At 35.9% G+C, this 19,821-nt stretch carries 17 protein-coding genes; 5 read left to right on the forward strand and 12 right to left on the reverse strand.

From position 1 onward, the window contains the following. The 3 genes from BGC7_RS17125 to BGC7_RS17135 all read left to right on the forward strand — a co-directional run. Nucleotides 1-776, forward strand: a 776-nt coding sequence (locus BGC7_RS17125; RefSeq protein WP_050702826.1) for a hypothetical protein, incomplete at its 5' end; no start/stop codon positions are given. Nucleotides 777-1,077: 301 nt separating this feature from the next. Next, entirely contained in the window at nt 1,078-1,842 is a 765-nt protein-coding gene (locus BGC7_RS17130) for a hypothetical protein (RefSeq protein ID WP_050702827.1), read from the forward strand. A 92-nt stretch (nt 1,843-1,934) separates the two neighbouring features. Continuing rightward, nucleotides 1,935-3,158 (forward strand): CinA family nicotinamide mononucleotide deamidase-related protein, encoded by a 1,224-nt coding sequence (locus BGC7_RS17135; RefSeq protein WP_050702828.1) that lies wholly within the window; start codon nt 1,935-1,937, stop codon nt 3,156-3,158. A 261-nt stretch (nt 3,159-3,419) separates the two neighbouring features. Here BGC7_RS17135 and BGC7_RS17140 read toward each other — a convergent pair whose 3' ends face one another. Beyond that, nucleotides 3,420-5,735, reverse strand: coding sequence for a carboxypeptidase-like regulatory domain-containing protein (locus tag BGC7_RS17140; protein WP_050702829.1), 2,316 nt, complete (start codon nt 5,733-5,735; stop codon nt 3,420-3,422). Between the two features lie 217 nt (nt 5,736-5,952). Here BGC7_RS17140 and rnpA point away from each other — a divergent pair, with 217 nt between their 5' ends. Both rnpA and yidD read left to right on the forward strand, forming a co-directional pair. Continuing rightward, nucleotides 5,953-6,372, forward strand: a complete 420-nt coding sequence (gene rnpA / locus BGC7_RS17145) for a ribonuclease P protein component (RefSeq protein WP_050702830.1) — start codon at nt 5,953-5,955, stop codon at nt 6,370-6,372. Then, nucleotides 6,369-6,590, forward strand: a complete 222-nt coding sequence (gene yidD, locus BGC7_RS17750) for a membrane protein insertion efficiency factor YidD (RefSeq protein WP_082206820.1) — start codon at nt 6,369-6,371, stop codon at nt 6,588-6,590. The genes rnpA and yidD overlap by 4 nt, the downstream gene beginning before the upstream one ends. Before the next feature lies 1 nt (nt 6,591). Here yidD and BGC7_RS17150 read toward each other — a convergent pair whose 3' ends face one another. From BGC7_RS17150 to BGC7_RS17200, 11 genes are all read right to left on the reverse strand, one after another. Then, a complete protein-coding gene (locus tag BGC7_RS17150; RefSeq protein WP_050702831.1) occupies nt 6,592-7,389 on the reverse strand; it encodes a DUF5672 family protein in 798 nt (265 codons plus the stop codon). 3 nt (nt 7,390-7,392) lie between these two features. Beyond that, complete coding sequence (locus BGC7_RS17155) at nt 7,393-8,442, reverse strand: glycosyltransferase family 4 protein (protein WP_050702832.1); 1,050 nt, start codon at nt 8,440-8,442, stop codon at nt 7,393-7,395. Nucleotides 8,443-8,639: 197 nt separating this feature from the next. Further along, entirely contained in the window at nt 8,640-9,446 is an 807-nt protein-coding gene (locus tag BGC7_RS17160; RefSeq protein ID WP_050702833.1) for a glycosyltransferase family 2 protein, read from the reverse strand. Between the two features lie 9 nt (nt 9,447-9,455). Continuing rightward, nucleotides 9,456-10,397, reverse strand: coding sequence for a glycosyltransferase family 2 protein (locus tag BGC7_RS17165; protein ID WP_050702834.1), 942 nt, complete (start codon nt 10,395-10,397; stop codon nt 9,456-9,458). Further along, entirely contained in the window at nt 10,390-10,653 is a 264-nt protein-coding gene (locus tag BGC7_RS17170) for a hypothetical protein (RefSeq protein WP_050702835.1), read from the reverse strand. Before BGC7_RS17170 ends, BGC7_RS17165 begins: the two co-directional genes overlap by 8 nt. A 34-nt stretch (nt 10,654-10,687) precedes the next feature. Continuing rightward, nucleotides 10,688-11,551 (reverse strand): DUF4296 domain-containing protein, encoded by an 864-nt coding sequence (locus tag BGC7_RS17175; protein WP_082206821.1) that lies wholly within the window; start codon nt 11,549-11,551, stop codon nt 10,688-10,690. A 5-nt stretch (nt 11,552-11,556) separates the two neighbouring features. Continuing rightward, entirely contained in the window at nt 11,557-12,201 is a 645-nt protein-coding gene (locus tag BGC7_RS17180; RefSeq protein WP_050702836.1) for a lipoprotein signal peptidase, read from the reverse strand. Nucleotides 12,202-12,294: 93 nt separating this feature from the next. Then, a complete protein-coding gene (locus tag BGC7_RS17185) occupies nt 12,295-12,675 on the reverse strand; it encodes a TraR/DksA family transcriptional regulator (protein ID WP_050702837.1) in 381 nt (126 codons plus the stop codon). A gap of 62 nt (nt 12,676-12,737) precedes the next feature. Beyond that, nucleotides 12,738-16,151, reverse strand: a complete 3,414-nt coding sequence (gene ileS, locus BGC7_RS17190; protein ID WP_050702838.1) for an isoleucine--tRNA ligase — start codon at nt 16,149-16,151, stop codon at nt 12,738-12,740. Between the two features lie 185 nt (nt 16,152-16,336). Continuing rightward, complete coding sequence (locus BGC7_RS17195; protein WP_050702840.1) at nt 16,337-17,146, reverse strand: DUF4249 domain-containing protein; 810 nt, start codon at nt 17,144-17,146, stop codon at nt 16,337-16,339. Between the two features lie 52 nt (nt 17,147-17,198). Next, entirely contained in the window at nt 17,199-19,547 is a 2,349-nt protein-coding gene (locus tag BGC7_RS17200) for a TonB-dependent receptor (RefSeq protein WP_050702839.1), read from the reverse strand. Between the last annotated feature and the right edge of the window lie 274 nt (nt 19,548-19,821).

A 19,821-nucleotide genomic window follows, 5' to 3' on the forward strand; every position in this document is an offset into this window, starting at 1 on the left:
AAGATAACAAGGGTAACAGAGAAACTATAAAAGAAGATATTTTCGGGAATACGATCATAGAAGATAATAAAGGGAATAGAAAGACAATTAAAGAGGATATTTTCGGAAATAAAATTATAGAAGATAATAAGGGAAACTCTCGAAAAATAGAAGAAGATATATTCGGTAATATAAGTATCGAAGATAGCGATGGTAGCATGCTTACAATGGATAAGAGTATTTTCAATGAATTTTTCTTAAATAAAGAAAGTACAGAAAACAGAGTGGAAATGAGAGAGAGGATAGTTAGTACTCCTCTATTCAAAGATAACGAATACAATAGAAAAAGAATTACCAGCGACCCTTTCGATGGCCTGATATATAAAGATACCCGAAAAGGAAAAATTACAATAAAGACAGATATATTTGGCAACAGTATTTACAAAGACAGTTATAATAATGAAATAACATATTCTAAGGAATATTGGAATGAGATTCTTACTGACTGTGACAATGATGAAAAAAAGGCCTTTATCTGGATGGTAAACCTCTATCGCGATGTGAGAGATTATCAGGAAGAATATAAAGTAGATATATTCGGACATCAACAGTTTAGCAACAATCAGGGAGAATCGGCATCACTAAGTAAAGATATCTTCGACAAAATAATATATGAAGATAGCAAAGGGAATAAAATAGAATTTATTTCCGACAAATGGAACAAACTAGTAGCGAAACACGGGTCTGACAAAAAAGCATTTAAAGACTTAATACAGTATTATCTGTTCGAAAATTGATTTTTCATCTTTTCGATATGGAATCTCAGCCTTTCCTCACTCTATAGAATAAGATAGACGAACTTATATAAAAAATCAGATTTATACAGAATAAAAAGTAATTACCTACACTTCGAAACTTTATCTATAAAGAGAATGCGTTGTTTCGGATAGAGAGAAAAGTAACAAAAAACAAAATACCGAAAATGTGTTACTTTCGTTACTTTTTAGTTAAAATCAGATTTTAACCTAATTGAGGAATACAGCTGTTTTAAATATAGTCGTCTCCTTGATTTATGGATATATAAAAAGCTTGAAAACTATGCAAAGAAAAATTACTGTCTTATTAATTGCTTTATATTTATTAATACCTCTTGTAGGACAAGAGTTGCAAACAATCCATATAAAAGTTGCACTCTGCGACAACAAGTATCAAGGGATAGTAAAAGTACCGAAAGGAATAGGAAACGGACAAGACCCGAACTCTAACTTATATTGGGGATGCGGATACGGAGTGCGTACTTATTTCAGAAAAAGCGCGGAATGGAAAGAAATACGCAGATATAAAGTAAATGGCACCATCCTCGAACGCATTATCTTCAAACATAAAGAGAAGAACTATTACCTTGTAGCCGATGCCTACGATGGTAGATATATAAAAGAATGTACCAAAGATTTTCTTCGTTCGTGTTCCGGCAACAAAAAAGACACTATAATGGTTGGCAAGAATACTATAGGTATAGATGGCAACGCTAAGCTTATGGCATATATAGGACACAATGGACTGATGGACTTTTCATTACCAAACACATACAAAAACTCGGACGGTAAGAAGCGGGATGCCATCATACTGGCATGCTACAGCAAGCAATATTTTACTTCTTATTTGAAATCAGCTGATACAAATCCTCTATTATGGTCTACCCACCTAATGAGTCCCGAAGCATATACCTTACACGATGCCATTAGCAGTTACATAAAAGGAGAAGCAGCGACAGCAACACGAGAATCGGCGGCGGCGGCATATAACAGGTATCAAAAATGCGGAATAAAAGGAGCGAGAAGATTATTAGTCACCGGATATTAAAAAAACTTCCATTACAAATAAGATAAGAGGTATAAAAACTATAACTTTGATAGTCAAAAAACGGGCTACAAATATAGATTACCAAATAAAAGATGAAAGCAGCAATAATTACAATCGGCGATGAAATACTTATAGGTCAAATTGTCGATACCAATTCTGCGTGGATGGCCGGAAAGCTTACCGATGCGGGGTTTGAAGTAGAAGAAGTACAATCGATAGGCGATAATGCCAAACAAATAAAAGATACAATAGACGATATTTCGCAGAGAGTAGACGTTATATTGATGACAGGAGGATTGGGCCCGACAAAAGACGATATAACAAAGAAAACCCTTTGCGAATATTTTGGGACTTCTCTTATTTTTGATAACAGTGTCCTTAGTAATATAGAGAATGTGATATCAAATTTTACAAATCTAAACGAGCTTACACGTAATCAAGCATATGTACCTAAAGACTGTACTGTAATACAAAACGAAGTTGGCACTGCTCCTATCACATGGTTCGATTATGAAGATAAAGTCTTGGTATCTATGCCCGGTGTACCTCACGAAATGAGGTATGTAATGGAGAATGAAATTATCCCACGGCTGAAGAACAAATATGATCCGAAAGAATACCTTAAACGAATTTTTATAGTAAAAGGATATACCGAATCGGCTCTTGCCATGTATATTGCCGACTGGGAAGATAATCTGCCTGAAGGTTTCGGGCTGGCATATCTACCCTCATTGGGATTAATGAAGCTTCGCCTGTTTGTAAGAGGAGAAGAACACTTAGCGACATTGGAGAAAGAAACTAAAAAACTCTATGGTTTACTTGGAGAAGCAATTCTTGCCGATAGAGATATTACTCCTGAAAAGATATTAGGAGAAAGACTATTTGAGAAAGGTCTGACGTTGGCTACAGCTGAAAGTTGTACGGGCGGAAATATAGCACATATGATAACCTCCATTCCCGGATCATCTAACTATTTTAAAGGAACTATCGTTTCTTACGCCAATGAAGTAAAAACGAACATACTACATGTATCTCAAAACTCTTTAGACCGATTTGGAGCAGTAAGCGAAGCTGTCGCAATGGAAATGGCTAAGGGCGTTCAAGAGGTGCTGAATGTAGATTGCTCCATAGCCACTACCGGAATTGCCGGCCCCGATGGGGGATCGGAAACAAAGCCGGTAGGAACAGTATGGATATGTACTACATATAAGAATAAACAAATAGCAAAAGAATATCATTTTGGCAAATACAGGGAGGCCAATATTATGCGTGCTTCAAATGCCGGAATATTACAATTGATAAGTATGCTAGAATAGTTTAAAACATTAAGGATGAAATACATTGCGGCTTTTATGATCATTCTGACTACAATAGCAATGTCTCTATTGTTCAGATATATAGGTATGCCAAATACCAGTAACATTGTATTGTTTATTCTCTTATTGGAAATCGTAGGCATAATTTATGTTTTAAGAAAGTCTCGATAATCCCTTAAAAAGCATTGCCTCTACAAACATGCTGTTTATAGAGGCAATTTTACAAAAACAATCAATATTAAGCTTAATCTCTCATTAAACTTATTTTTTAGAGCCGGTCATTATACCGCTGTCTGTATCATCATTATTAAGACGCTTGTCTCCGGCCTTAAACTGACGACCGAAATTCAGATTAAGAGAAAAGCTCACCACAAGTAGCTTTGCCGCCTTGTCAGTAAATACATACGACTGATTTGGTGTCAATTTTGAATAATTGTATATATTTTGGTCGTACGTCTTCATAAAAGGATTGTATGTGCCTACACCTAAACTCCATTTACTAGCATTGTATCCCAGCATTACCATATGCCATGTTTCACCTTTGATGTATTCTTCTCCCCAGAAGTTTTTCCAGCGGGTATATCCTTCTGCCGTAAAGTACCACTTCTTGTATGTAACATTAAGAGCGCCTCTCACTCCCCATGTACTGAAAGTATGTGTATAGTCATCTCCTTGACTAATGAAACGACTGAATCGGGGAGCAACACTTAGTGTTATAATATCTTTCAACGGCTTCACCTTAAATGTGGTCTCTAAATAGAGGCGATGGAAACCTTTTTGATTGACATTGGTACGAATAAATTTGCCATTCTCCAGAGTAACTTGTTCCATTATAGGTTTATGGTCGTAGCTGTATCTCATAAAAAACTCAGCACCCAGAATACCTTTATTGAAGCCTGCATTCAGAGTATGTGTATAATACCATACCGTATTCAGATTAGGATTCCCCCTACGTATTTGAAGAGAGTCTATAGGCTGCTCTACATTATTAAGATCGGACAACGAGGGTGAATAACCCGATATATATCCATTATAGCGCACATATGTATTATCGTTTATATTATAGCTTACACGTAAAGTAGGACGGAAAATATACTTCTCATTGTGTTCTCCGCCTTGGCTATTGTAGGTGCGCATTGTTCCCAGCCCGAAAGTATAGTTAAACTTACTCTTTCTCATCTGATACTCTATATATGCATATGTTTCTGCAAAATTGAGCCCTAAGCTTGTTGCTACATTGCCGCTATATACATTATTTGTATAACTCTGGGTATGTTTCATTCCGGCCGAGAGTTTACTTTCTGCAATTTTCTTCTCATAAATACCTTCTGCAATAAGGGAATATTTATCTCCTGCAATATTGGATAAAATATCAGTATTTAATATATCGTTTCTATATTCTTGATATTCTCTTCTGTTTTTAGAGTCTATATATGTTCCCACAACATTGAATATCAACATTTGGTCTTTTTTCAGATTTTTCTGATAATAAAGATCCAGAGAAGAAGCATTGGAGCGTGAATAAGTATGATCTTTGATAGAAAGAGGATCTGGATTATCAGACGAATAAATCAGACTCTTTCTATCCGTAAAGCTATTAGGATATTTTTCCAGATTGTTACGGAAAGTTACATTAAACAGATATTTGTCAGCTTCATTCAGATTGTAGTTCATAGACAAATTCAAATTATTCTCTTTAAACTTAGTAGGTTCTCCAATTTCTTCACGTAGCAGTGTTTTATCAGGAAAGACAAAAGTCTCTTTATTCTGTCTTGTCCAGTCAATATCTCTATATCTCCAGTAAGCATTTACACCAAACTCGGATCTCTTATGATTCACTTTTCCCGACATAAAATTATCAGAAATTCCTGCTTTCGCTAATACATTTGTCAGATTTGTAGATATATTTCCGCCTGAATCTTTTCGACGGGTTATATAATCGATTACCGCGGCAGCATTCCCGTAACGCATTCCCGGTTCGTCATGGTATTCTATACGAATTATATTTGCCGGTTGCAATGCTACAATTTCATTTATAGTCACCTCCACCCCATTTATCCGTAATTGAACTTCATCGCCTCCCGGAATAGATATAGTATTATTTATCGGATTGATAACTATACGCGACAACTGTAAATTGCGTAGTAAGGTTACACCACTGTTTGATGCTTTTATCTGTGCTTCGGAAGGAATAATAATCTTTCTATCCGATTTTTGGACAATGCTATTCGCTGTTACTGTTACATCTTTGAGAGAAACATCAGACATCTCCATAGAAATAATTCCTAGATTGACAGGTTCTTTTGCAACATAAACCGGCACATACATTTTTTTGTAACCAACAAATGCTCCTGACAAAAGATATTTACCCTCTTGTATTGTATTGAAAGCAAATAGACCTTCAATATCTGAAGATGTTCCTGAAACAAATACAGAGTCCTGCGTGAGCAATGCTATATTCACAAACTCTATAGCACTATGCGTATCTGCATTTATTACTGTCCCTGATATTTTAACTTGTGCCATTGATGTTATCGTAGAGATAACTATACACATTAATAAATTTACTACTTTCATTTTTTCGGTTTTATTATACTTTCATATATATGACGATAAAAAGAAAAAATTAGTTACAAATAAATGATCTTATTTTTAGAACATTTACAAACTACAAACAACAATACTAATTATCAGTCATTTATCAAACAAATTGCATTATCACTTAAATTCTACTCAAAGAGAATATGGTATTCAAAGAGAAATCTTCTTACCTTTACCAAATCAATCGTAGCTAATGGATACAGATACATCATCTCAGAAAAAGACTTTCAGTAAAGAAGAAAAATTATGCAGGACAAAGTCGATAGACAGACTTTTTTCTTCGGGAGAGTCTTTTATAGCTTATCCGTTAAGGGTTGTTTTTTATATCGAAGAAGAGATTGATGAGAAAAATAAGAATGCAACTGTACTCATTAGTGTTTCCAAGAAGAAGTTTAAAAGAGCAGTAAAGCGAAATCGAGTAAAGCGGTTGTTTAGAGAATCTTACAGATTGAACAAACAAGAATTACAAGAGGTTCTCCAAGAGAAAAATAAGAGAATAGACATCGCATTCTTATACTTGAAGAACGAGCTACCTACATATACAGAGATGGAAAAGGCAGTTTTGAAATCTATTTCAATATTGGTTGGAAAAATAAATGAAGGGAATATATGAAAAAGGCTTTATCATGGTTGCTATTGCTTCCCGTCTATTTCTATAAGTATAGCATATCACCCATGTTACCTCCATCGTGCCGCTATACACCTACCTGTTCCGAATATGCCATACAAGCAATTAAAAAGTACGGACCTTTCAAAGGTTTTTGGTTAGCAACGAGGCGTATTCTCAGATGTAACCCTTGGGGAGGACATGGCTATGACCCTGTGCCTTAGATTACAAGTTGAGTGGAGATATAAACTGTTTCCAAAAATCGGTTTCGTGAACATTAAAAGCATGACAACCAAAAGGTAATTGTTCCTTATTCATTTTATAAGCAATTGAGGGACATTCCTCAAAAGAAAACTTAAGAGCCTCTTTCCAATTAGGTTTCTTGAAAGCCCTATTCAATCGAGGAGCTTCTACACCCCAGAATACATCTTCATTATGGTCTGTAGCATCATTGCTCTTATATTTATCTAATAGTATAGATGGTACAATTTCAAGTATATGCTTAAAAGAACTAATCCTTCTCAATGATAATCCTCCATTTCCTACATTATTGTAAAGACTATGCCTTCTCTTTGCTCTTTCGGTATACAAAAAAGGACAAAACCTTAATGCGAAATTATATATCTTGGTTTTTAGTATCTTTTTAGGTTTAAACCAAGGAGCACCTATATAATCATAGCCTTTCAAGCACCAATAGCTAAGTTCCGGTTTAAAAAGATAAGCATCCGTCTGATGAATCAGCATATATTCATAATCTTCAAATCTTTGATAGAATTCTAAAGATAACATCAACTCATTATAACCTGCTATACCTTCAAAATATTTATCAGAAAACCTAATTACATCAATATTGGATAAAGAAGCGAATGAATCATCCAAGATTAGTGAATCTGGAGCTATAAAAACTTTAGTAAATCCCTCAGTCATAATAACAGCCTGCTCAAGACATTTTATTTCTATTTCACTAATTGATTTATAAACAGGAAATAGTACTATACATTGTTTTCTTACACTGTTATCCATAACCTAAGATCTGACAAGTTGAGTATATATATCATAATATCCCTGTGCACATTTTTCCCAGCTAAACATACGGGCACGTTCTTCAATCTGTATTCTCTTTTCTTGATTAGCATTGAAGTCAGACATCCCCTTCTCAAATACATCGGTCATATAGTCAGGATCAAAGTTTTCGAAATAATAAGCCTCTTCTCCTCCTATTTCGGGCAGAGAAGTAAGAGTAGATAAAAACACAGGCTTGCCAAAATACATTGCCTCCATAACGGGTAAGCCAAAACCTTCGGCTAAAGAAGGAAAAACAAAAGCAGCCATATTTTTAAGATACCAATATTTTTCTTCATCTGATACAGCCCCTATTATTTTAACTCTATCCGCAACATTATACTTTTTTGCTTCATCTTTAATAACCTCTGCATAGTCTGAAACAGAACCTGCAATGATGAGTTCATAGTCATTATCCTTGAGAATAGCAGGAATCACATGAAAGTTCTTCTTTCTCACCACTGTACCCATAGCAAATATATAAGGACGCTGAGGAGAATATGTCGGAGTATTAAAGTCAGGGTATCCTATTACCTGAAATCCGTTATGAACAACAGACACAGGCTTTCCTTTCACATCCAGATGATGAAGTATATCATTCTTCACATATTCGGATATAGCAACGATATGATCGGCACGATCAAGAATACGCTGATGCTTTCTTCGGTATCGCTCTATGTCCTTTGCTGTCGATTTTTCGTACAAATAGTTGAGATCGTGAACCGTCAATACTTTTTTAGTATTTCTACCGCCTCCTGTATATTTAGATAGCTGATAAGTAGAATGCCATATATCAAGATCTTTGATCTGTATAGGAATTACCTTATTTATAAAGTGTTGCTTTATATATGTTTGGTCTTTGCCAAGAAAGCCCTCATCTTTAGGAGCTACAAAAAAAGAAAGTTGATCTTTTTCATCCACAGTCTGTCGCATAGCGGCTGCCAATTGCTTACAAAAAGTATTCAATCCTGTAAAAGGATATTTCATTCGCTCACAATCTAATACTATCTTCATCTTTCTCTTTTATTTATAGTAAAAATATATAGGCTTTCTAAAATTTGTGTATTCTGTAGAATATAATTTTAACTAAAAAGTAACGAAAGTAACAGATTTTCGCCTTTTTATTTTTTGTTACTTTTCACAACACCCGAAACAAGATGTTCTCTTTATAGATAAAGTTTTCCAAAGAACAGGAGTAATACTCAGATCCATTAAAAGCGGAATAATCTACGGTACCATTTTGAAGCTTTACGTTTATACCTTTCTATTTTACGATATTGAATACAGATTTCCTCTAGCATATCTATCTCTGTACCAAACTCTTTCAGATAAGTATCTTTATGGTTGTCATAAACCCGTTGACGGTTCTCTCGCTCATAAGACTGGTTTTTCTCTCTTAAATCTGTTAATGAAGACTTATCTTCATGCTTACGATAATAGAATAACAATTCAGGTAATAAAACGACTCCCCCTCCTTCTTTAAGAATACTTATCCAAAGGTTCCAATCCTCATATATCTTAAGCTTCTCATCATACATTCCTACCCTGATAAAATCTTCGCTACGCATCATAGCTGAAGCATGGATAGTATTCATCATCATCAATTCCCGAAAATTATATTCAGTGAATTTCCATTTTTTGTTCACTGCACCAAACATCCAACCATTTGAATATACAACCTTCACGTTCTCTTGATTGTCAAAAACATGAACACACTTTTCGATATATGTACTATCTATTAAATCGTCAGAATCTAAAAATAAAAAATATTTACCTCGAGCTAACTTTGCACCACTATTACGCGCTCCAGACAGTCCTTTATTCTCTTGCTTAACATATTTGATATTATCTTTCTTCAAATAAGAGGAAATAACCTCATCCATATTATCTGGAGAACCATCATTCACAAGTATTATTTCGATATTAGGATATGTTTGAGTCAATACCGAGTCGATAGTTTCTCCTACTGTTGTAGCAGAGTTATAGCATGGTATAATAACAGAGACTAAGTTATTCATAAATAGAAATTATAATACAGATTTCAAGAGTTTCTTGAAAGAGGATAAAGTTAATACATTCTTAAATAAGAATACAAATCTTGTAAGCACTGTATATTGATTAAAGTAGGAAAAATACATTTCCAAAACCCCTATATTATCTTTATTCAATCTGAATTTTATAAATTGTCTTATCCAATGCTTTATCTGCCGTCTATAATTTGTCCTCAATTCAGGATAATCTTCAGAAAGCAATATAAACATATCCAAAACTTCTTTACTTTCGTTCGGAATCTCAGACATAAGGGAGTTTTCTCTTAAACGATATGCAGTCAGAGGTTGACTTATACTACGAAAAACAGAGCCATCTAATAATAGTTTCAGCCAAAGGTAATAATCTTCGGCAATGCGAATCTGAGGAAATCCGCCAGCCTTAAGAAGAACATCCCGTTTAGCTATTGTTGCCAAAATAGGTACTCGATTCCCGGCTACAAATATATCTAAGGCTTCCTGCCCTTTGTAGACAGAATCCTTTACCGTCATCAACTCTAAAGTTGAGGGATATTTTAAATCGGATAAATGATAAAATTTGTAAACACCTGTAAAAAACAAATCCTGATCGTAAGAGTCAAATTCGCGGATAGAAATTTCCAGCTTATCTGAGAACCAAATATCATCGCTATCGAGAAATGCAATCAGATCTCCATTAGCAGCTTCTATCGCAAAGTTACGTGCAATATGTTGTCCGCTATTCTTCTGATAGAAATATCTAACTCTGTTATCTCTTGTAGAAAAATCTTTTACAATATCGGCTGTGTTATCTGTAGAACCATCATCTACAACCAGCAGCTCCCAATTCTGATAAGTTTGGCTAAAGACAGACTGCATGGATTCGGCAATATATTCTTCCGAATTATAAGCCGGCATCACAATTGATACCAAATGATCGATATCTGATAATTTCTCATTCATAGAATGCAAATATATTAGTATCTGTTTCTCTCTTTGATATCTCAAAATAAGAATATATCTGAGTTTTCAGATTTTCGGTAATATTAATATTACCAGGATAAAAGATCAACAATCCAGAATAGAACTCAGTCTTTTCTATCTCTCTACAAAAAGGGAAGTATCGTACAATTTTATTCTCACTATCCAATTCTACCACATTATTTTTCAGGTAAGTATCAGGATATATAAAAGTATAATGAGAATAAAAACGTTTCATAGGTAATTGCTTTTAAATAGCAGGCGAATACGAACTATTTTGCTTTCCGGCCTGTACCAAAAGACACTTCGTCTGCTTTGGCAGCCTCTGGCTCTTCTGTTGTAGTAACAGGCTCTTCTTTGCCTCGAATGCGCTTAGGTGTATTCTGATTCGAATCTCTAAATATTTCTCCATTTTCCTTATCTAGAGAAAGGGAATCCATATAATTAATATTATATAACAATACGTTTTGTGAAATATTTTTCGGAATATCTCTCAGATGAATATACCCTGTTATACTTTTCAACAAACTATCAGGCAGGTTAGGCTTAGAGAATATATAACTTTTATCTTTCTCTATATCTATCGTTTTATATACAAGAGTATCTCTATATGTAAAATAAATTGCTGCTTCAACATTCTGCTTCGAATTAACACCTTGTGTATTGAAACTCAAATGAAATTTAGATGCATCCAAATCTTTAATCTTCACCGAATCTATATCAAAATACATTGTCGGAATATAGGTATCTAATTTAAAGAAAGGCGGGATCAAATAGTTTCTGGATGTAGAAGAGATGCTTCTGGAAGCAACCATCCTATCGCTTCTTGTTCTTAACCTTGATGCAACAGAATCATTAATAACTTCATAATATGCAATGTTATCAGCATACCACAAAAGAGATGAATCAAGATCAGCCTGCGTTACTTTGTGCTTTTTGAGGACACCCTCAACCAGCCCATCTTTTTTCTCATTGGAACTAAATTGATTATCTGAATTATATACAGCCTGTGCCAATTGAATATCGCACAAAAGATCGACCATCTTCTCTTCCGGTATCACATAACTTGGCCTTCTGCTACAAGCAGCAAAAACCACCAAAAGAACAACAGCTATATAAATGGTGAAACGTTGCATAAAACCTAAGCTTTATCTTTTTCTAAAGATACTGATAATGTTTTACGGTAAAAAATAAGTAGAATAAAAATACCGACAGTTATAGCCGAATCGGCAATGTTAAATATTGGGCTGAAAAAGATAAAGTTCTCTCCTCCCCACACAGGAAACCATGACGGGAATGTTCCGTTGAAAAGTGGGAAATACAGCATATCTACTACTCTTCCGTGCAGCCAACTGGAATAACCCTCTCCCAGCGACACAAAAGAAGCTACATGTCCCTGATAACTGGCCGAGAATATTTCTCCGTAGAAAACACTGTCTATAATATTACCAAAGGCTCCTGCCAAAATAAGAGAGACACAAGCGATATAGCCTTTCGAGTATCCTTTTTTGACCAAAAGATATAAATAATAACCTATAAAGAAAATGGCAACAATACGGAATAGTGACAGAAATAACTTCCCTGCCGAACCGCTTCCTTCTCCTCCGATTTGCATACCAAATGCCATTCCCGGATTTTCGACAAAGTAAATTTTAAACCAGCTGGTGATGTCAATCATTTCTCCTAAAGACATATGAGTCTTTACCCATATCTTAGATGCCTGATCTATAATTATAATCAGTACAATCACCAATATTGCTATAAGTCCGCGATTCTTATTGTCCATAAATATTTCCTACGCAAAGAAAACGAAGAAAAAACAGAAGTTTACACATCTATCTTTTCTCCATCTTCATAGCTTTTATCTTTTTGTTAAAAGTTATTTTACTCCGCTATTCTTCGCTTCGATACTCAATGTTGCATGAGGCACTGCACGAAGGCGTTCCTTGGGTATAAGTTTACCGGTTTCGCGGCAAATACCATACGTTTTATTTTCGATACGTATAAGCGCCGACTGTAAGTTCTGAATGAACTTCATCTGGCGTTGAGCCAAGCGTCCTGCCTCTTCTTTAGAGAGAGTAGATGCTCCTTCTTCGAGTACCTTAAATGTAGGCGAAGTATCGGTCACATCATTACCGTCAGCATTTGTTATAGCTGCTCTCAACTCATCGTATTCTTTCTTTGCTTTATTTAGCTTTTCGAGTATAATCTCACGAAATTCGTTCAATTCCTCATCTGTGTATCTTGTTTTTTCTGCCATAACTTTACTTGTTAAAAGTTAAACATCTTACTAATTATTTTCTTTTTTTAAAGATAGTTCTTTTATCCGACTTTCTCTACAGATACCTGTAAAATATAGTCATCCATATCTATTTCTTGTCCATCTGTCACATCCGTCAACTCTATACTATCAGCCAACACTTGCGATGTTATATATCCATTGTATTCAGCAACAGCTTCTTGTATTTGTTCTTTATCAGATATCTTAATTAAAATACGGTCTGTTATATCAAATCCGCTCGACTTACGAATATTTTGTATACGGTTTACCAGTTCGCGGGCAATACCTTCTTTTTTCAGTGCTTCTGTAATGGTTACATCCAGAGCAACTGTCAGATTCCCGGCATTGGCAACTAACCATCCGGGTATATCCTGTGATATAATCTCTACATCTGCCAATTCTACTACAGCAGGTTGTCCCTCTATCTGGAAAGTATAACTTCCACTATTCTCCATATCTGCTATTGCATCTTGAGACATTGCCTGAACTTCGGCAGCAAGCTGTTTCATTATTTTCCCGTAGCGAGGCCCTAATTTTTTGAAATCTGGTTTCACCTTTTTCACGAATATGCCATCAGAACTGCTTACATATTTCAGATCCTTTACGTTTACTTCGTTTAGTATAAGATCGTGTACAGCCTCAATATCTTCTTTTTGATTATCATTGAGTATCGGGATCATAATTTGCGTCAATGGCTGACGTACTTTTATGCTTTCTTTACGACGCAAGGCCAATACAGCAGATGATATATCCTGTGCTATTTGCATACGTCCCTCTAAGCGTTTATCTACTACCAAAGCATCATAGACAGGATAATCGGTTAAATGTACAGATGGCACACTTGCTCTACCTGTTACAGAAACCAAATCGCAGAAAAGCTTATCGGCATAGAACGGTGATATAGGAGCCATTAGTTTAGCTACTGTTTCGAGACAAGCATAAAGCGTTTGATATGCCGACAATTTATCTTTTGTCATTTCACCACCCCAGAAACGTTTCCGATTAAGGCGTACATACCAGTTACTAAGATTGTCATTTACAAAATCAGATATGGCACGTCCGGCCTTTGTAGGTTCGTATGACTCATAATATTCATCAACATCTTTTACCAATGTGTTGAGAAGCGATATTATCCAACGATCTATTTCCGGTCTGTCGCAAACAGGTATTTGCTCTTCGGCAAATGTAAATTTATCGACATTAGCATACAGTGCAAAGAACGAATATGTATTGTAAAGCGTTCCGAAAAACTTGCGACGTACTTCTTCTACTCCTTCTATATCAAATTTCAGATTATCCCAAGGCGATGCGTTGGTTATCATATACCAGCGTAATGGATCGGAACCATATTTTTCGATAGTAGAAAATGGATCGACAGCATTGCCTAAGCGTTTCGACATCTTCATTCCGTTCTTATCCAATACCAAGCCGTTAGATATTACATTTTTGAAAGCTATGCTATCTCTGAACATTGTAGATATAGCATGCAGAGTAAAGAACCAGCCTCGCGTCTGATCAACCCCTTCTGCTATAAAATCGGCAGGATATACTTTCGAAAATTCTTCTTCACTTATATTAGGATAAAATACCTGAGCAAAAGGCATAGCTCCCGAATCGAACCATACATCTATAAGGTCGGTTTCACGATTCATTGGTTTACCCGACTCGGAAACAAGTATTATATTGTCTACATACGGACGATGAAGATCTATTTTTTCATAGTTTGCCTTATCCAAATTACCTATTTCGAAATCACTCCAAGGTATTTCTTTCATAAAGCCGGCCTCAACAGCCTTTTGCATTTCTTCGTAAAGTTCTTTTACCGAACCAATACATTTTTCTTCTTTACCATCTTCGGTACGCCATATAGGAAGCGGTGTTCCCCAATAACGGCTACGGCTCAGATTCCAATCCTGCAAATTTTCAAGCCACTTACCAAAACGGCCTGTACCAGTGGACTGAGGTTTCCAGTTGATTGTAGCATTCAATTCCATCAATCGCTCACGAGTAGCTGTAGTTCGTATAAACCAACTATCCAAAGGATAGTATAATACAGGTTTATCGGTACGCCAGCAATGAGGATAGTTGTGCACATGACGCTCTATTTTAAATGCTTTGTTAGCAAGTTTCAGCATCACGCTTATATCTATATCCAATGTATTTGCGTCAGCAGGCAAAGTGTCGTCATATTCATTTTTCACATAACGGCCTGCATATTCCTTATATAGATCTATATTAACATTCTCCTTTACATACTCAGGATTCATATCTTCTATACGGAAATATTTTCCTGTAAGATCTACCATCGGACGGATATTATCATCCTTATCTTTAAGCAATAAAGCCGGTACTCCATTTGCTTTGGCAACTTTGGCATCGTCTGCACCAAAGGTAGGTGCTATATGTACTATCCCCGTACCATCCTCAGTAGTCACAAAATCACCGGCAACAACCTTGAATGCCCCTTCTCCGGGATTCATCCATGGTATCAGTTGTTCGTATTCCATACCTACCAAGTCTTTGCCTTGCCACTCCCCTACTATCTTGTAAGGAAATAGCTTATCCCCTTCTTTATAGTCTTCCAAAGCTATGTCTTTAGCTTTTTCGTTAAACATGCTAAAGAAAAGAGATTTAGCCATAACCACAGTTACGGGCTTTGTTGTATATGGATTGTATGTTTGTACAGCTACATAGGTAATATCAGCGCCCACAGCCAATGCCGTATTAGAAGGCAATGTCCAAGGCGTAGTAGTCCATGCCAAGAAGAAAGCGTCCCCAAACTGAGTCATTTCTTCTTTCGGATTTTTTATCTTGAACTGAGCCACACAAGTGGTATCTTTTACATCTCTATACGCTCCGGGCTGATTCAGTTCATGAGTACTAAGTCCCGTACCTGCAGCAGGAGAATAAGGCTGTATAGTATATCCTTTGTATAGGTATCCCTTTTTATACAACTCTTTCAGCAAAAACCAAAGTGTTTCTATATATCGGCTATCATAAGTTATATACGGGTCGTTCATATCCACCCAGTATCCCATAATACGAGTAAGATTCTCCCACTCTCCGGTATATTTCATAACTTCTTTTCGACAGGCATCATTATATTCGTCTACCGAAATTTTCTTACCTATATCTTCTTTTGTAATTCCCAGTTTTTTCTCAACAGCTAGTTCTACAGGGAGCCCGTGTGTATCCCATCCTGCCTTACGGTTGACAAGATAACCTTTCATTGTTTTGTAGCGGCAGAAAATATCTTTTACAGCACGTGCCATTACATGGTGAATACCGGGCATGCCATTTGCAGAAGGAGGACCTTCGTAGAAAACGAAAGACGGTGCTCCGGCACGTACATCCAGACTCTGTTGGAATATATTTTCTTTATCCCATTTTTCTAATATCTCTTTGTTGATATCAGACAAATTAAATCTATTGTATTCTGAAAATTGCTTGTTCATAATGCGTATAAAACGTGCTTGAAAAATTGAGGACAAATATAATGAAAAGTTATGAGTTGACAATAATTCATCAATAGTTAGAAGTCACTGATTAACTATTTATATTATATTCTGCTCATAATAGAAACAGAACAGGCCGATAGATAAAAACCACCGACCTGTAGAACATTATAAATAATGTTGTTTTATTCTTCCCATTCGGCAATTATACTTTTTTGTTGAGCTGTACATGCACTAAAATATCCTAATGCACCATTCGAAATATTAGAAGTAGGATTGACTTGCGCTTCTTCTATTCTACTCAAAGTATAAAAGAATGTATATGCTCCTTTATCCAGACACTGAAATTCGATAGTGAGTTCATCTCCCTGTTTTATAGGATCTACATCGTCATCATTAATAAACACAGGAAGAAATTGATGAAATACATCGCCATCCATAAACTCGGCACTCAACACAAACTCATTGACATCGGGGTGTTGCTTTCCATTAATAAATAACAATGCTCTATAATACTGATTGGTTGTACCTTTCGGGTCTTTAAAATGTATCATAGGAAAAGCATAATCCATTACGGGCATTTTGTACATAGACAACGAATCGAGCTCTACATGCGGTGGCATCTTAGACGTAGAAGTATATTCTTTTCCATCATATACCACAGACATATGATAAGTTCGACCTTCTTCTCCTTTTATATTTTCCGACATATACCATCCTGTTGCATCTTGTGTCAACACCTCTGAGTTACCTGTATCATCAGATATGGTTACAATAGCACCTTTCAAGAAAGGGTAACCGCTATTATCATCGAAATCGACTGTCTGACTAATTCTTACTGTGGCCAACTGATTTTGCTTCACAATGCCTTCAATCTGTATGCGAGGAGGTATAGAACGCAGATCGACATCAATCTCCTTTTCGCAAGAAGTAAAAACAGGTACGAGTAGTACAGCCAATATTATCTGTATATATATTTTTATAAACTTATTCATATTTCTTTTAGTTTTTAATAATAACACTATTGATCTCTGAAAGCTCTGCAATTTAGAATTTGAAGTTCCAAGAAATCGATGGTACAAATTTGAATAATGAATATTGATAAGCAGTAGTTTTGCTAGGATCTTTACTGTTGGTTCGGAATTGTATCATATATGCGTTTTCCCGCCCATAAGCGTTATAGAGACTAAATACCAGTTCAGACTGAAACTTAGATGTCTTCTTCAACAAACATGTTGCACCTAAATCGAGACGATGATAGGCAGGCATACGATAGCCATTTCTTTCGGCATAATACATCACATCTTTTCCGTTTATCTGATATTTGCCACTAGGATACGTTATTGCATTTCCTGTATAATAAACCCAAGCAGCTGATAAGCTCCATTTCGCATTCAGTTCATACATGCCGACAATAGATATATCGTGTGTTCTGTCCTGAAACGCATTGTACCATTTGTTTTCGTTTATACCATCTATCTTTTTTTCAGACTTGGCTAAGGTATATCCGATCCAGCCTGTAAACCTTCCTGTTTTTTTCTTTAGAGTAAGCTCTACTCCGTATGCACGGCCTTTACCTGACAGCAATTCTGTTTCGATAACATCATACCCTTCTATATCGGCACCATCTTTAAAATCGAGTTGATTCTTCATATCCTTATAATACCCTTCGATACTGAATTCGAACATATTATCCGAAAAGTTCCTAAAATAACCAAGCGAAACCTGATCGGCCAGTTCGGGTTTTATATTATTTGAGCTGGAAGCCCATCGGTCGAAAGGTGTGCCTTGAGCCGAATACGACAACAAGTGCATATTTTGCACGGTACGGGCATAAGCAGCCTTGATAGAAGATACATCATTAAGTTTGTAAGCAGCAGAGACACGTGGTTCTAAGTTTAAGTACGTCTTCACCACCTTACCTGAATTATACCATGCACTGTCTGTTACATTCCTATCAGCATCCAGTGTATAATATTCACCTTTGCCTAAAGCCATAAAAGCCGACATTCTCAGACCGTATATAACCTCAAGATTGTCATTTATTTTCAGCTGATTAGACGCATATACTCCATTTTCGAGAGAATAGCGGTGATGTAAGCGGATTCTATTCTGTTGCTCAGAGTTGAGATCATAATCGCCCGGAGCCATATCATGATGTGCTACACTAAGCCCAAAACGCCATTCACTTTTCTTATTTGGCTGGAAAATAAATTCTTGTTTCAGATTATAATCCTTAATTTTTGCTTCTCCCTTAAGATCCATTCCTATTTCCATCCCGAAATAATAATCATATTGATTATAAGCTAGTGAGGTTTTAGAAATCCATTTATTATTTATTGTCCGACTCCAATTGGCAGCAAGAAAAGAATTCCCCCAATTAGTTTCAGCAGCATCTTTCAGCACCATTTTATCTTTTCCCAGATAGCCGGATATAGACAGTTGATCTTTATCCGATAAAGCGAAATTCAACTTCATATTCAAGTCATAGAAATAAAGATATGCATTCTGAGCATCCTTCACTCCCGAAAGGCGTGCTACAGCATCGGCATAGGTACGCCTTGCTCCTATCAAAAACGAAGACTTCCCTTTTTGAATAGGCCCTTCGGCATTTATATTGGAAGAAATAAGACCAATACCCCCGCCTACATGATATTTCCGATTATCTCCATTGCGTTGCTGCACATCGAGAACCGAAGCCAGACGCTCTCCATACTGTGAAGGCATAGCTCCTTTGTAAAGAGTTACATCTCGCAAGACCTCCGAATTGAATGTAGAGAAAAAACCCATTAAATGCGAAGCATTATAGAGTGAGACATTATCGAGTAAGATAAGATTTTGGTCGGCACTACCTCCACGAACATAAAATCCGGAGCTACCTTCTCCAGCTCCCTGAACACCGGGCATAAGCTGAATTGTTTTGATGATATCCCGTTCGCCTAACAAAACCGGCAACTTATTTATCTCCTTTATTTCCATCCTTTGAATACCTGTCTGAGGTGCAGACACATTAGCATCGGGACGCTCTGCAGCAACCACAACCTCGTTAAGCCCTATTGATGATTGACGAAGTTCAATATCTTGTCGAATATTTTTAGTCAGAGAAATTTTCATCTGTTTTTTCTCAAATCCCATGTAATCTATATACAGAGTATAATCTCCCTTAGGTAAGGTCAGGCTATATTTACCATTCTCGTCTGAGGCAACGCCACTTGCAGAACGCTCTTTTATAATAATAGGTACTCCTACCAATGTTTCCTTTGTTTGCACATCTATCACTGTTCCGCTTATTTTATAATTCTGAGCATACGATACAGACGGTAGTAAAAAAAGGAAAAATAACCACAGAAACAGAACCCATTTTCTGTTTTTCGAATAAAGACAATGTAATCTCATAGATTGTTTGTTAGTGAAATTTATTAATATTACTCCAACTTCACAGTATGGAAAATACTAGCAGTTTATTTTATTTCTAGTTGCAAATAGAACTCTTCGATTTTAGATCCTGCTTATATGACGCAAAAAGATTAAAAAAATTACAACGTTGAATAAATTTAACATTTAACCACATATGTTAAACATTTATTTATTCAATAAAAACATCTTTATAGTTTGACTCAACTTATCTTTACAAATCTCTACACAGGCAATCCATAAGATTTGAATATAT

The organism is Dysgonomonas sp. BGC7 (assembly GCF_001261735.1).
GTDB lineage: Bacteria > Bacteroidota > Bacteroidia > Bacteroidales > Dysgonomonadaceae > Dysgonomonas.